A 14580-nucleotide genomic window follows, 5' to 3' on the forward strand; every position below is an offset into this window, starting at 1 on the left:
GGGAGCCGCCATGAAGCGCCTGTTGCTTGCCAGCCTGCTGTTCGCCGCCACGCCGGCCCTGGCGCAGGCCCCCGCCGAGCCCGCCGCGGCACCCGCGCCCGACGCCCCGGCCGCGGCCGCCCCGGAGGCGACACCGGGGGCGCCCGTGGACCCCCGCCCCACCTGTGCGTCCGCCGTCGCGGCGCTCAGTCCCCGGGACCGGCTCGCGCAACGGCTCATGGTCGGTGTCGACGCGGCGGACTCCGCCGGCGCCGCCGCGATCGTCCGGCAGAACCACGTCGGCGGGATCTTCCTCGGCGGCACCGCCACCGCGCTGCTGCAGAACAAGAAGCTCGACGCGGTACAGGCGGCCGCGAACCTGCCGGTCGCCGTGGCCGTCGACGACGAGGGCGGCCGCGTCCAGCGCATCGACGACCTCGACGGCGAGCTACCCAGCGCCCGCGCGATGGCGAAGAAGACCCCCGAGCAGGTCCGCGCGCTGGCCGCCGAACGCGGGAGGCAGTTGCTCGCCCGGGGGGTGAACTGGGACCTCGCCCCGGCGGTCGACGTCAGCGACCAGCCGGCGAACTCCGTGATCGGGGACCGCTCGTTCTCGAACGACCCGGCCGTCGTCACCACCTACGCCCGCGCGTTCGAGGAGGGCCTGCACGAGGCGGGCGTCCACGGCGTCCTCAAGCACTTCCCGGGCCACGGGCACTCGAGCGGGGACTCGCACAAGGGCCGCGTCTCCACGCCCCCGCTCGCGCAGCTACGGGCCAACGACCTCAAGCCCTACGCGGACCTCCTCGGCCCCCTCGGGCCGCAACGGGTGAGCGTGATGGTCGGCCACCTCGACGTCCCCGGCCTGACGGACGACCTGCCCAGCTCGCTCACCCCCGCGACCTACCGACTGCTCCGCGACGACTACGGCTTCGACGGCCTGGCCATGACGGACGACCTGGGCGCGATGAAGGCGATCAGCGCCACCCTCGCCCTGCCGCAGGCCACGCTCGCCGCGCTGCGCGCCGGGGCGGACATGGCGCTCTCGTCGAACGTCGAGCCCGTCGCCCCGATCCTGAACACGCTCGAGGCGGCGCTGACCGACGGCCGGATCCCCGCTGCGGACAACGACCGGGCCGTCGAGCGCATCCTCGCCGCGAAGAACCTCTGCCGCCGCGCCTGACCCGGACGCGCGAAAGCCGCCCTCCCGGAGGAGGGCGGCTTTCGCGGGAGGGCCCGACCTACATGTCCAGCCCGCCGTTGACCGAGATGATGCTGCCGGTGATGTAGCCCGCGTCGTCGTCGACCAGGAACTGCACCGCGCGCGCGATCTCCCGCGCCTGCCCGAGCCGGCCGATCGGCACCTTGCCGATCAGCTTGTCCAGCACCTTCTCCGGGATCGCCGCGACCATCTCGGTCTCGATGTAGCCCGGCGCCACACAGTTGACGGTGACGCCCTTGCGGGCGACCTCCTGCGCGAGGCTCTTGCTGAACCCGAACAGCCCGGACTTCGACGCCGCGTAGTTCGCCTGGCCGATCGCGCCCGACTCGCCGATCACCGAGCTGATGTTGACGATCCGGCCGAAGTTGTTGCCGGTCATGTGGTCCAGCACGTTCTTGGTCATGTAGAACGCGCCGGACAGATTGACGCGCATGACCGCGTGCCAGTCCTCGACGGTCATCTTGCGGACGGTCTTGTCCACCGTGATGCCTGCGTTGTTGACCAGGATGTCGACACGCCCCCGCTGCTCCAGTACCTCCGAGACCACCCGCCGGCAGTCCTCGGGGTCCCCGACGTTGCCCTGGTGGACCGAGACCGAACCGCCCTCGGCCTGCAGCTTCTCCGCCAGCTCCTCGGCGGCCTTGCTATTGGAGCTGTAGCCCGCGGCCACGTGCACGCCCTGCTTGGCGAGCGCGGTGGTGATCGCGGCCCCGATCCCGCGGGCGCCGCCGGTGACGATGGCGGTGCGCGGCTCGGGGTGGGTGTCGGTGGCCGGAGCAGCAGTGCTCATCAGGTCTCCTCGTGGGTTTCCGGAATGCGTGCGAGTGTCTTCGCCATACCGCGTTGGACGGCGTCGACCAGGTAGGGGCGGAGCCGGTGCGGGTTCACGATGTGGTGCACCGAGCCGACGCGCTGCGCCCGCTCGATGGAGTGCTCGGTGTCGAACTCCTCCGCGACGGCGCCGAGCTTCTCCGAACGGACGTCCGCCCGGACGGCGGCGAGCTCGGCCCGCAGCCGGGCGGCCTCGGGCTCGTCGCCGGACTCGACCGCGGCGGCGACGCGGGCCTCGAGGCCCGTCACCCGCTCGTCGGCGTTCGTCCGCTTGCGGACCTCACCGGCGAACACCACCGCGGCCGCCGGAGCGCCACCGAGCACCGAGGCGTACGAGCCCTCGACGGCGGCGATCTCCATGGTGTCGTTGAGCGTCGCGGAGAACACGACGAACGCCCCGCCGTGGTAGCGGGAGACCACGCAGAACACGATCGGGCCGTCGAAGTTGACGATCGCCCGGCCGATCTCCGCGCCGTACTCCAGCTGCAGCGAGCGCAGGGACTCCGGCGAGCCGTCGAAGCCCGACAGGTTCGCCAGCACCACCAGCGGCCGGTTGCCGCTCGCCGCGTTGATCGCCCGCGCCGCCTTCCGCGACGAGCGCGGGAACAGCGTGCCCGCGGTGAACTGCGACGGGCCGTCGACGGGCAGCGGGCCGCGCCGCGGGATCGGCTTCGACTCGATGCCGATCAGCTCGACCGGGACGCCGCCGAGGTGGGCGTCGAACACGACGACGGAGTCCGCGTCGTGCATGTCCTCCCACCGCTCCAACGGAGTGTGGTCGAAGTCGGCGACACCGCGCATCACCGAGCGGATGTCGAACGGCTTCTTGCGGCCCGGGTTGGTCTCGGCGGAGAAGATCTCCCCGAGGGTGGTGAAGTCCCCGCCCGCGTGCGGCGCGGTGGTGATGTCCCGGTCCGCCGGGTCCGCGGTGGGCGCGGTCCGCGGGAACCGCTCGCCGGGCAGCCGGTAGGCGTGCTCGTAGTGCCGGAACAGCACGTCGACGGCGCCGCCCAGGTCCGGGGCCCAGTACTGCCCCTGCCCGTTGGGACCCATGATCCGGTCGTAGCCGCCGATGCCGAAGTTGTCCTCGGCCGAGACTCCGCCGGAGTAGTCCAGGGACTGCTTGCCCGTCAGCACCATCGTGCTGTCCGGCGTCATGACCAGGATGCCCTTGGTGTGCATGAGCATCGTGGCCTCGGCGTTCCAGTACGGCTGGGCGCCCACGTTGATCCCCGTGACGACGACGTTGATCTCGCCGCCGCCCTGGGTGAACTCGATGATCGAGCGCAGGGCCCGGGAGATCCAGTCCATGTTCTCGGTGCCGGAGTCCATGGCGATCTTCGCGCCCGCCGAGACGGCGAACCACTCGACCGGCGCGTCCAGGCGCTGCGCCAGCTCGATCCCCGCGACGACCCGGGCGCACTCCGGCTCGGCCAGTGCGCCGAGCGCACGGGTCGGGTCCCCGATGAGCACGACCCGCGTCATGCCCTCCGGGTAGCGGTCCGTCGGCGTGGTGACTGTGCCGAGCACGATGTTGGCCGTGTTCCGACCCGGCTCGCGCTGGACGGGCACCGCCGTCGGGTACGTGTCCGCCTCGGGGTCCAGGTCGTACTCGACGAAGGTCCCACCGGACTTCGTGAGCAGCGGGACGATCTCGTACGGGTACACCGCACCCCGCCGGCGCGCCTTGATCACGTTCTGCGCGTAGGCGTCCAGCTCGCGGAGCGGGTGGGTCGGCGGCTCGGTGATCTGGACGGTCAGCCCGGCGCCCGGCGGGCGGGACATCCGGAGCATGTACTCCCGGACCTCGCCGCCGCCCGGGGCGGGTGCGTGGAACTGCACCATCACCTGCTCCAGGCCGAGCCCCCCGGTCCGCGCCGCGAGCGTGCTGAGCACGGAGTCCAGCTCGTCCACCGGGATGTCGACGACCGGCCAGACGTAGAGCAGGATCCGATTCCAGCCGAGCCTGGCCAGCTTCGGGTCCTTGCTGCGGGCGCTGCGCAGGCTGTCCAGGCAGGCGTCGAGCACCCGCTCCAGCTGCGGCAGCGAGCGGATCCGCCCGTCCGTCTCGTCCCGCAGGACGGTCAGCTCGCGCACGTCCGTCAGTGCCAGCAGCCGCTGGTCCTCGCGGACCTGCTTGCCGGTGGCGTGGAAGAGGTGGACGTCCGGTGCGGAGTCCAGCCGGCGCAGGTCGAACGCGTCGAGCCGCCAGAGTCCGAGCCGGTCCCCGACGAGCGGGTGCAGCCCGCGCAGGGTCCGGTCCTCGACGAGCGTCCCGTCCGCCTCGGGGCGGAAGGTGAACCAGATCGGGCCCGGGTCGCACACCGGGTCCTCGACCGTGGTCGGGTTCGGCCGCACGGCGACCGCGACCCGGGTCAGCTCCGGCGGCACCGAGCCCAGCGCCGCACGGACGCGCTCGGCGCGCGCGTCGGCGTCCCCGCGGTCGTCCGCGTGCGTGGAGGTGACGTAGAGGTCGACGACCGCGGAGCGCCCCTCGGGCAGCTCGGACACCAGGCGGCGGGTCTCCTCCGCCGCGGCCATCGCCCGGGCGGGGTCGTTGTTGTCGATGACCGTCGCGATGACGCGCCGGTCCCGGCCCTCGTGCGTGTAGTCCGTGGTGAGCAGCGGGCGGCCGTCCTGCTCGGTCACGGTGATCTCGCCGAGCGGGCGGATCCGGTAGTAGCGCCGGGTCATCACCTCGAGCAGGGCGGCGTTGTGCTCCGCGCCGAACACCCCGAGGATCGGCTCCGACGACGCGACGAGGGACTCGATCCGCTCCGCGCGGTCCGGCGCGTCGGGGTCCTGGGTCAGCGCGTCCAGGGACGCACGGACCTTGTGCAGCACCTCGCTGCGCTCCGCCGCGACGGCGGGGGCGTCGAAGAGCCGGTAGCGCACCTGACGCGCCAGGTCACCGACGACCGGGTGCCGCACCTGGGTGGCCCGGACCAGCTCGTCGAGGGTGCCCAGGTACTCGTCCCGGGCCGCGGGGGACAGCTCCGCCACCGACGCGGGGTGGGTCAGCCGCCACTGCAGCAGCGCCATCACGACCGGCACGTGCGCGGTGGCCCGGCGGTGCGCGAGGAACATCCAGTACAGCGCCGGACCCAGGTCCTGGTGCGCGAGGTCGGTGACGCCGTAGTGGGACAACGCGCGGCGCAGCTTCCGCTGGAAGGACTCCGGCAGCTGCTCCGCCTCGGCGTCGCGCGAGCGCAGGAACGCGTAGAGGTACTCCTGCGGGTTGCGCCCGGTCTCCTCGGCGGCCTCACCGTTGGTGGTCTCCGGGACGCTCAGCTCGCGGCGGTTGCGGGACAGCGACGACAGGTCCGCGAAGATCCGCAGCACCGCGGTCTCGCCGAGCAGCACGGAGGGGTCGTCGCCGGGCAGGGCCTCGCGGGCCTTCCCCAGCCGGGAGAGCAGGGGCTTGGCCTCGCGCTCGTCGACGTCGAAGCCCAGGACCTGCCAGCGCAGCGCGGTCAGCACGTCCGCGGCGACCGCGCCCGGGTCCGCGGAGCTCTCGCCGGACCCGGCCAGCGCGGAGAAGTCCGCCCGGTCCCCGGACGGCCCCGCGGCGGCCGGATCGGCCGTCGGCTCCAGCCGGACCAGCTTGGACCCGCCCTCGACCTGCGTGTTCGCCGGCACCAGCACCTCGGCGACGACGCCCGCGAACGGCGCCCGCAGCGCGGTCTCCAGCTTCATGCTCTCGACGACGGCGACGACGTCACCCTCGGCGACCGCCTGCCCGGCGGTCACCGGCACCGCGACGACCATCGCCGGGGCGGGCGCGCGGACCATGCCGGCTTCGCCGCCGGAGATCCGGTGTACGGCGCCGTCGACCTCGACGAGGTAGTCCGCGTCCTGCGGTGCCGAGAGGACCGAGTAGGTGGTGCCGCCGACGGTCAGCCGCCGCTCGAACCGGCCGGAGCGCTCGACGTCGACGTCGACCGCCTGGGTGGAGGAGCCCCCTCCCGCGGCGGGAAGTTCGAGGACCACGCGATACCGGTTGGCCCGGGTCCGCGCGACGCGCAGCCGGTAGGAGTCGCCACCGGCGCGGACGTCCGTCTGGTGCCATGTCTCGTAGCCGACCTCGGGCCGGCCGCGCTCCGCGGAGGCCAGCAGCCGGTGCTGCTGGCGGGCGACGTGCCCGTCGTGCGCCTCGACGGCCGCGGCCAGCAGTGCGACGTCCAGGCGACGCGGCGGGGTGTAGCCCTGCGCCATCATCCCGTCGAGCCAGGTGGTGTCGGTGTCCCCGGTGACCAGCTCGGGCCGGGACAGCAGGTCCAGCAGGAACGCCTTGTTCGTGGTGCCGCCGTCGATCACCGCGGCCGTCTGGCGCAGCGCGCGGACGAGCCGGGCGCGGGCCTCGCCGCGATCCCGGCCCCACGCGATGACCTTCGCGATCATGGAGTCGAACTGCGGCGGGATGACGTCGCCGGTCGCGACGCCCGTATCGACCCGGATGCCGGGGCCGCTGGGCAGCGCGAGGTGCTCGATCCGGCCGGGGGCCGGCGCGAACTCGCGTTCCGGGTCCTCGGCGGTGAGCCGGGCCTCGATGGCGTGCCCGGAGCCCCGCGGGACCTCCGGCGCGACGTCCGCGAGCTTCCCGCCCCCGGCGATGTGCAGCTGCAGCTTGACGATGTCGACGCCGGTGACGGCCTCGGTCACCGGGTGCTCGACCTGCAGCCGGGTGTTGACCTCCAGGAACGACAGCAGCCGCTCCTTGGGCTCGTAGAGGAACTCCACGGTGCCCGCGTTGGTGTAGCCCGCGGCGCGCACCAGCTCGGCGGCGGAGGACCGCAGCAGCTCCTCCTGCTCGGCGTCGAGCGCCGTGGACGCGGACTCCTCGATCACCTTCTGGTTGCGGCGCTGCACCGAGCAGTCCCGGACGCCCAGCGTCCACACGTCACCCGTGGCGTCCGCGACGACCTGCACCTCGACGTGCCGGCCGCCGCGGACCGCTCGCTCCAGGAACACCGTGGCGTCCCCGGCCGTCTTCGACGCCTCCGAGCTCGCCCGCTCGAAGGCCTCCGGCAGTGCGTCCGGCGTGGCGACGTAGCGGATGCCCCGGCCGCCGCCCCCGGCCGTCGCCTTGACCATCAGCGGGTAGCTGATGGACTCCGCCGCCGCGCGGGCCGCGTCGAGATCCGGGACGGGCCCGCCGCTCCACGCCGCCAGCGGGACGCCGACCTCCTCGGCCAGCCTCTTCGCGGCGATCTTGTCGCCGAGGCGGCGCATGACGTCCGCGGACGGGCCGATGAAGGTGATGCCGAGGCGGTCGCACAGCTCCGCGAACTCGGCCTTCTCCGAGACGAACCCCCAGCCCGGCCAGGCGGCGTCGGCCCGGGAGACGCGCAGCGCGCGCTCCAGCTCGGCGTAGTCGAGATAGGGGCTCGGTCCCAGATGGTCCGGGTCGTCCGGGCCGATCAGGACGGCCTCGTCCGCCTCACGGACGTACATTGCCCGCCGGTCGACGGCGGTGTAGAGCGCGATGGTGCGCAGCGGGAGATCCCCCTGCGCGTTCCATTCGCGGACTGCGTGCACGAGCCGCATGGCGGGCTCACCACGGTTGACGATCGCGATCCTGTGGAAGCTCACGGGCCACATCCTGCTAGACCCCGAACGCGACGCGTACATCGTCGCTCGTGGTACCGGGAATCGGAGGGGAACCGGCCGCGGCCGGCGCGCCGGCCGGACGCTCCCCGGGGCCGCCGAGGACGACCTCGGGCGCGACGATGGACGGGTCGACGGTGAGCACCGCGTACCCGCCCACCGCACCGGCCCCGAAGCCCGGTGCGAACACGCGCATCGGCGCGGTGATCACCTTGTCCCGCACGGCGTCGAACAGCGCGATCGGGATGGAGGCCGCGGAGACGTTGCCCATGGTCTCGATGTTGAAGTAGAGCTGGTCCGCGGACAGCCCGGCCTTCTCGGCGAGCTGCAGGATCATCGTCTTGTTGGCCTGGTGCGGGACGATCAGGTCGATCTCCTCCAGGAGGGTGTCCGACGTGTCGCCGGGCAGCTCGCCCAGCTCGCCGATCATCTGCGCGAGGTAGCGGGCGACCAGCGCCTTCACCTCCGGGCCGTAGACCGTGATGTCGTTGTCGAACTCCGGGTTCGGCCAGATGATCGAGTTCACCTGCTCGGGCGGGCCGCTCGCATAGGTCTGCAGGATGTCGACGTCCCCGGCGGACCCCTCCGCTGCCGGGGCCACGACGATCGCCGCGGCGCCGTCACCGAAGATCATCCGGGAGGTGCGGACACTGCCGATCTTGTCCGAGAACTTCTCGACGCAGACCAGGAGCACCGGCCGCTCGACCTCCTGCAGCTGGCGCACCGCCTCGGCGAGGCCGTAGGGCAGCCCTGCGCACGCCGCGATGATGTCCGCGGAGCAGTGCGTCTGCAGGAGGCCGAGCTCGCCGGAGAGCCAGGTGGACAGCGAGGGGATGAGCCGGTCGCTGGTGCAGGTGGCGACGAGCACGGCGCCGAACTCGTCCGTCGAGCGTCCGGAGTGGGCGATCGCGGCCTTCGCCGCGGCGAGGGCGAGCTCGCCGATGTCGTGGCTGGTGTAGCGGCGCTGGTCGATGCCCGTCTTGGCGCTGATCTCGGCGGCGCTCATCGGGGACCAGGAGAAGCTGGTGTTCCGGACGACGTCCGCGTTGTCGCAGACCAGCTCACCGCGGACGATCGCCAGCGCCTCGAGCTTGGGCTGCACGGTGAACGCCTCGCGCACCTTGACCGGCGGAAACGGGCGCACCGGCGGCTTGGGAACGGCGGGGGACGCCGCCCGCCGAGCCGGCACGTGGCCCGCCTTCACGCGGTCCAGGAAGGCCGAGACCTCGCGGGTGCGCGGGTGGAACGCGACGACGAAGTCGTCGTCGCCGATCTCGGACGCGGGCCGCAGTTCCGTCTGCGCGCGGCGCCAGGGGTACTGGTTGTGCAGCACCATCGCCCAGCGGGTCAGCGCCTCGAGCTCCGGGACGGCGGCCTCGGCGTCGTGGATCTCCTGTGTGGTGAAGACGGGGTAGTCCGGGTCGTGCTCGGGGAGCACGAAGGTCAGCGCGTCCGGCGTGCGCAGGAACTCCGCGACGGTCGGCTTGATCGCCGGCAGCTCTGTGGCGTGGTGGCGGCGGTTGCGGAAGACGTCGAAGAGCAGGTCGAAGACGGTCTCCTCGGCCCCCTCGTCCCAGGCGGCGGGCAGCTCCCGGTACGCCTGCTCGACGGCGGCGACCTTCCGGTCCCCGTCGACCCACGGGGTGAGCACGGGCAGGAAGACGTCCGGGCGGTGCCGCGGGACGTCCCGCCAGCGCGTCGGGCGCTTGTCGTACATCGTCATCGAATAGCGGTTGACCCAGAACATGTTCTGTCCCAGATCGCGCAACAGCTCGAACCGGCTGGGGTAGGCGCCGGCCTCCACCCGGGACAGGATGTCCGTTCCGGTGGGAGCCTTCGACTCGAAATCGCGGCCGATGACTGCGCCGAACTGCTCCAGCGAGTCGAGGACCGAGAAATCCAGGTCGGGCGAGAAATTGGCGGGAAAGACCAGACGGCCATGGTTGTTGACCACGAACGGCTTCATGTGTGGCGGACCTCCGTTGCACCGGGCATCACGAGGAAACTCCTGGTCGTGAGCCTGCGCAACCGCGAGTGGGCGGATCGGGCGGTGAGGGAACGGTAGCGGGATTCCGGCGATGATCGACAGGTGACCTGGGTCCCGATCGCCCATTCTGGACCGGGCCCGGTCACCGTTGACGGTTACCTTCCGGTATTACTGTGGAGTGTTACCGCGGAGTATTACCGATGCGTTCGGTGACGGGATTCCACGTCCCCGCACGTGGCGGCGGTGCGACCCGCCACTGTGGACAGCAGCGGCAGACGATGTTCTACGGATCGTCGAACCTGCGGCGCCGGCGGCGGACATCGCCTACGGTCTGCAGAACATGGCCCGTGTCACGTATGCAGATGCCCGGAACGTCCCGCCGCAGACGGCCGCGACCCTGGGGAAGGTGCCGCCGCTGCGCGTCTTCGGGCTCGTCGCCCGCGCCGACACGGCGTTCCGGCCGTGGCTCAAGTACGGCGGCGCGCTGCTCGCGGACCTCTCGATCGACCCGCTGCTGCGCGAGCTCGTCATCCTGCAGGTCGGCAGGCTGAACGCCCGGTACGAGTGGGACCAGCACGTCCCGATCACCCTCGCCGCGGGCGGCACGCAGGAGCAGGTCGACGCCCTGGACCGCGGCGAGACCGGCTCCGAGCTGTTCACCGCGGCACAGCGGGCGATGTTCGCGTTCGTCGCGGACTTCGTCCGTGACGGCGAGGTGCCCGACGAGACCTACGCCGCGCTGGCGGCCGAGCTGGACGAGAAGCAGATCGTGGAGGTCGGGCTGGTGGCCGGGCACTATCTCGGCCTGGCCCGGCTCATGACGGCGCTGCGCATCGACCCGGACGAGGCGGTCGGCGTCGAAGGCCTGCCCGCCGCCCGCCTCTAGAGACGAAGGGAAGTCACCGTGGACTTCACGCAGAACGACGACCATCGCGCCATCCGGGAGGGTGTCCGCGCCGTCTGCAAGGACTTCGACGACGCCTACTGGCGCGCCTGCGACGCCGAGCACCGCTTCCCCTGGGACTTCTACCGGGCCATGGCCGACGGCGGCTGGCTCGGCATCTCCCTCGCCGAGGAGTACGGCGGGGGCGGACAGGGGATCACCGAGGCGTCGATCGTCCTGGAGGAGGTCGCCGCGTCCGGGGCGGCGATGAACGGCGCGAGCGCGATCCACCTGGCCGTGTTCGGGATGAACCCGGTGGCGAAGCACGGCTCCCGCGCGATGCGCGAGGCGTACCTGCCGCGCGTCGCGTCCGGGGACCTGCACGTCGCGTTCGGCGTGACCGAGCCGGACGCCGGGACGGACACGACGTCGATCACCACCCGGGCCAGGCGGGACGGGGACCGGTACCTGGTCCGTGGGCGCAAGGTCTGGACGTCGAAGGCCCAGGACTGCGAGAAGGTCCTGCTGCTCGTCCGGACGACCCCGCTCGAGGAGTGCGCGAAGCGGACGGACGGGATGACGCTGCTGCTCGCGGACCTGCAGCGGCCCGAGGTGGACATCCGGCCGATCCCGAAGCTCGGCCGCAACGCCGTCGCGTCCTGCGAGGTCAGCTACGACGACCTGCCCGTCGCCGTCGCGGACCGGGTGGGCGAGGAGGGCAGGGGCTTCCGCTACCTGCTCGACGGGCTCAACCCCGAGCGCATCCTCATCGCCGCCGAGGCGCTGGGAATCGGTCGCGCCGCGATGCGCAAGGCCGTGACGTATGCGGGGGAGCGGGAGGTGTTCGGCCGGCCCATCGGGAAGAACCAGGGCCTGGCGTTCCCACTCGCCGAGGCGCACATGCGGCTGCACGCGGCGGAGCTGGCCGTGCGGGAGGCGTCCTGGCGCTACGACGAGGGGCTGCCCTGCGGCGAGCACGCCAATACCGCGAAGTTCCTCGCCGCGGACGCCGGGCACTTCGCCGCGGACCGGGCGATGCAGACGCACGGCGGCTTCGGGTACGCGGACGAGTACGACGTCGGCCGGTACTGGACGGAGTCCCGGCTGATGAAGATCGCCCCGATCTCCCAGGAGATGGTGCTGAACTACGTGAGCGAGCACGTGCTGGGGCTCCCGCGGTCCTACTGACGGAGTACCTCGGCACTAGGGTCGGATCCGTGGAGATTCTCGCCGGCCGTGTCCTGCTGCGCCCGGTCGATCCGGACGTCACCACCGCGTTCTACCGAGACGTCCTGGGCCTCGCCGTGTACCGCGAGTTCCCGGGCGGCACGGTGTTCTTCCTGGGCGGCGGGTTCCTCGAGGTGTCCGGCCGCGGCGACGGCCCCGGCACGGGCGACGGCGTCCGGCTCTGGATGCAGGTCAGGGCCCTCGCGGAGGCCCACGAGGAGCTCGCGGAGCGCGGCGCGCGCATCGTGCGCGAGCCGCGCCGCGAACCCTGGGGCCTCGACGAGATGTGGGTCGAGGACCCGGACGGCGTGCGGATCGGGTTCATCGAGATCCCTGCGGACCACCCGCTCCGCAGGGACACCCGGACGACTCCTTAGGTGGGGTCGGCCGTCCCCTCGACGGCCCGCTTGATCTCGGCGAGGGTCTCCTCGAGGCCCGCGCGGACGGCCGGGCCGTCGGCGTGTTCGGTGTGCAGCGACACCACGACCTCGGACTCGCCCTCGGCGGCCCCGTTCACCGCCAGCTCGCCGTGGTAGCCGCTCCGGTCCTCCGCACCCCAGCGCAGGGCGCGCGTCCGCTCGTCGGCCTCGAACCAGGCCTCGCCCTCGCGGCGCTTCCCCTCGACCTCCGCGACGACGTGGATCTCCTCGGCGCCCGGGTGCCCGGCGTCGGCGGCGTCCTTCCCGGTCGGCTCGGCCTCGCGCATGGCGGAGACGTAGTTCGGGAGGTTGTGCACGTCGGAGAGGTAGCGGAACAGCGAGTCCGGGTCGGTCGCGACGGTGGTGCTGTGCTCGTAGTCACCCATGGCCGCGGATACCACGGTTCGCGGCACCCAATCAGCTCGCCCGGGCCACGGCTCCCGGCCCGGGCAGGGCGCGCAACCTGCCGTGCTCGGCAATGACGTGGCCCTCCTCGCAGCGCAGCTCGGCGTGCACCGCGGCGCCGCAGCCGGGGTGCTCGATCCGCATCGGCGGGCCGGCCTCCCCGGCCAGGTGCCTGTCGCCCCAGTCCAGCATCGCGATGACCACCGCGCGGAGCTCCGACCCCGCGGGGGTGAGGTGGTACTCGTGGCGCTCGCGCCGGCCGGGCTCCCGGTAGGGAACCCGGTCGACCAGCCCGGCCTCGACCAGGGTCGCGAGCCGTCGGGTGAGCACGTTGCGGGCGATACCCAGGTGCCCGGCGATGTCGTCGAACCGGCGGACCCCGTTCAGGAGGTCACGCAGCACGAGGACCGTCCACGCGTCGCCGATGATCGCGGCGGTCCGGGCCACCGAGCAGCTCCTGCTGTCGAGTTCGGTCCAGTCCATATGCCCAGGTTAACCGCGCTGCGTTGCCGGGAACAACCGAAGTGCGGCCCCGGGTCAGGGGGTGCTGGCCGGGACCAGGGCGCCGGCGTTCTCGCTGCGGTCCACCCCCCGGGGCGACGGGGTCAGGGCCGCCACGACCGTCCCCAGGACCGCCGCGCCGGCGCCGGTCAGGAAGATCGTGGTGTAGGCCCCGCTCGAGGGGAGCACCCGGCCGCCCAGGTCGAGGGTCATCGCCGTCGTCACGGCCGCGACGACGGCGGTGCAGGACGACGTCCCGAGCTGGCGCATGAGGGTGTTCAGGCTGTTCGCGGCGGCCGTCTCGGTCTCCGGGACCGCACGCATGATCAGCAGCGGCAGGGCGGAGTAGGCGAGCGCGGCGCCGATCGAGGCGACGGTCGCGGCCAGCATGAGCAGCAGCAGGCTGCCGGGCAGCAGCGCGAACGCGACGTTGCCGACGACCAGGACCGACGCGCCGAGGACCAGCGTGGTCCGGGGACCGCGGGTCCGGGAGATCAGGGCGGAGGTCGAGGAGAACACCACCATCGCACCGCCGATCGGGAGCAGCACGACGCCGGCGACGATCAGCGAGAGCCCGAACCCGTAGCCGGTCTCCACCGGGGCCTGCAGGATCTGGGTCGCCACGACGAACGTCGCGAACATCGAGAAGCCGATCAGCACCGAGGTCACGTTGGTCCAGAGCACGGGGGGCCGCGCCGTCACCCGCAGGTCGACCAGCGGTGCGCGGGTCCGCAGCTCGTGCCGGCCCCACACCGGGACGATCACGAGGAACGCGCCCAGCAGGCCGAGGGTGACCGGCGACGCCCAGCCCCACTCGCCGCCCTTGGACACGGCGAGCAGCAGGCACACCAGCGCCGTGCCGATCCCCACCGCCCCGATCAGGTCGAACCGCCCGCCCGTCCGCACACCGGACTCCGGGACCAGCCGCACGACCAGCAGGATCTGGACGAGGGCGACGACCGCGGCGCCCGCGAACAGCCACCGCCAGCTCGCGAACTGGGCCACCACACCGGTGAGCGGGAGGCCGATCGCGCCGCCGACCCCGAGCGAGGAGCTCATCAGGCCGACCCCGCCGCCGATCTTCTCCGCCGGCAGCACGTCCCGCATCAGGCTCATGCCGAGCGCGATCACGCCGAACGAGACGCCCTGCAGGACCCGCGCCACCAGCAGCACCAGGATGTTCGGCGCCAGCGCGCCCAGGAGCGAGCCGAGCCCGATCAGCACGAGCGAGGCCAGCAGCATCCGGCGCTTGCCGTACATGTCCCCGAGGCGGCCCAGGACCGGCGCGGACACGGCGCCCGCGACCAGGGTCGCGGTGATCAGCCACGCCGCCGTCGACGGGGTGGTGGACATCAGCCGCGGGAACTGCGGCAGCAGCGGCACGACCATCGTCTGGATCAGCGACACCAGGAGCCCGCACGAGGCGAGCACGCCGATAGCGACCCCGGGGCGGCGACGGGCGATCGCGGAGGCGGCGTCGCCGGCGGTCGCGGGTGGGGTGGGGGCGAGCTCGGACACG

The 14580-nt window shown here is 72.6% G+C and carries 10 protein-coding genes; 4 read left to right on the forward strand and 6 right to left on the reverse strand.

The window, feature by feature from the left end; translation table 11 throughout:
• Nucleotides 1-10 precede the first annotated feature (10 nt).
• On the forward strand, nt 11-1162 hold the full coding sequence (locus tag JWP64_RS24090) for a glycoside hydrolase family 3 N-terminal domain-containing protein (protein WP_297501444.1): 1152 nt from the start codon (nt 11-13) through the stop codon (nt 1160-1162).
• 58 nt (nt 1163-1220) lie between these two features.
• On the opposite strand, the gene fabG is transcribed toward JWP64_RS24090, so the two are convergent.
• The 3 genes from fabG to JWP64_RS24105 are packed head-to-tail and all read right to left on the reverse strand — an operon-like array spanning nt 1221 to nt 9605.
• Nucleotides 1221-1991, reverse strand: a complete 771-nt coding sequence (fabG, locus tag JWP64_RS24095; RefSeq protein WP_297501360.1) for a 3-oxoacyl-[acyl-carrier-protein] reductase — start codon at nt 1989-1991, stop codon at nt 1221-1223.
• Entirely contained in the window at nt 1991-7633 is a 5643-nt protein-coding gene (locus JWP64_RS24100; RefSeq protein ID WP_297501362.1) for a biotin carboxylase N-terminal domain-containing protein, read from the reverse strand. The genes fabG and JWP64_RS24100 overlap by 1 nt, the downstream gene beginning before the upstream one ends.
• A gap of 4 nt (nt 7634-7637) precedes the next feature.
• Entirely contained in the window at nt 7638-9605 is a 1968-nt protein-coding gene (locus JWP64_RS24105; protein WP_297501365.1) for a 3-oxoacyl-[acyl-carrier-protein] synthase III C-terminal domain-containing protein, read from the reverse strand.
• A 361-nt stretch (nt 9606-9966) separates the two neighbouring features.
• On the opposite strand from JWP64_RS24105, the gene JWP64_RS24110 reads away from it, so the two are divergent.
• From JWP64_RS24110 to JWP64_RS24120, 3 genes are read left to right on the forward strand one after another with little or no spacing between them, the layout of a single operon-like run.
• Complete coding sequence (locus JWP64_RS24110) at nt 9967-10512, forward strand: carboxymuconolactone decarboxylase family protein (protein ID WP_297501368.1); 546 nt, start codon at nt 9967-9969, stop codon at nt 10510-10512.
• An 18-nt stretch (nt 10513-10530) separates the two neighbouring features.
• Entirely contained in the window at nt 10531-11697 is a 1167-nt protein-coding gene (locus JWP64_RS24115; protein WP_297501371.1) for an acyl-CoA dehydrogenase family protein, read from the forward strand.
• 29 nt (nt 11698-11726) lie between these two features.
• Entirely contained in the window at nt 11727-12113 is a 387-nt protein-coding gene (locus JWP64_RS24120; RefSeq protein WP_297501374.1) for a VOC family protein, read from the forward strand.
• On the opposite strand, the gene JWP64_RS24125 is transcribed toward JWP64_RS24120, so the two are convergent.
• The 3 genes from JWP64_RS24125 to JWP64_RS24135 are packed head-to-tail and all read right to left on the reverse strand — an operon-like array spanning nt 12110 to nt 14579.
• On the reverse strand, nt 12110-12541 hold the full coding sequence (locus tag JWP64_RS24125; protein WP_297501377.1) for an SRPBCC family protein: 432 nt from the start codon (nt 12539-12541) through the stop codon (nt 12110-12112). The genes JWP64_RS24120 and JWP64_RS24125 overlap by 4 nt on opposite strands.
• Nucleotides 12542-12572: 31 nt before the next feature.
• The gene (locus tag JWP64_RS24130; protein WP_297501380.1) at nt 12573-13043 is read right to left on the reverse strand and encodes a helix-turn-helix domain-containing protein; all 471 of its coding nucleotides are present in this window, start codon (nt 13041-13043) and stop codon (nt 12573-12575) included.
• Between the two features lie 54 nt (nt 13044-13097).
• Nucleotides 13098-14579: an MFS transporter gene (locus tag JWP64_RS24135; RefSeq protein WP_297501383.1), complete on the reverse strand. Its 1482-nt coding sequence runs from the start codon at nt 14577-14579 to the stop codon at nt 13098-13100.
• Nucleotide 14580 lies beyond the last annotated feature (1 nt).

Origin of the sequence: Pseudonocardia sp. (genome assembly GCF_025465255.1) — a bacterium.
In the GTDB taxonomy this organism is placed as follows: Bacteria; Actinomycetota; Actinomycetes; order Mycobacteriales; family Pseudonocardiaceae; genus Pseudonocardia.

Coding starts and splice junctions, on each gene's coding strand:
- JWP64_RS24090 (WP_297501444.1), top strand. CDS start 11: ATGAAGCGCCTGTTGCTTGCCAGCCTGCTGTTCGCCGCCACGCCGGCC.
- fabG (WP_297501360.1), bottom strand. CDS start 1,991: ATGAGCACTGCTGCTCCGGCCACCGACACCCACCCCGAGCCGCGCACC.
- JWP64_RS24100 (WP_297501362.1), bottom strand. CDS start 7,633: ATGTGGCCCGTGAGCTTCCACAGGATCGCGATCGTCAACCGTGGTGAG.
- JWP64_RS24105 (WP_297501365.1), bottom strand. CDS start 9,605: ATGAAGCCGTTCGTGGTCAACAACCATGGCCGTCTGGTCTTTCCCGCC.
- JWP64_RS24110 (WP_297501368.1), top strand. CDS start 9,967: ATGGCCCGTGTCACGTATGCAGATGCCCGGAACGTCCCGCCGCAGACG.
- JWP64_RS24125 (WP_297501377.1), bottom strand. CDS start 12,541: ATGGGTGACTACGAGCACAGCACCACCGTCGCGACCGACCCGGACTCG.
- JWP64_RS24130 (WP_297501380.1), bottom strand. CDS start 13,043: ATGGACTGGACCGAACTCGACAGCAGGAGCTGCTCGGTGGCCCGGACC.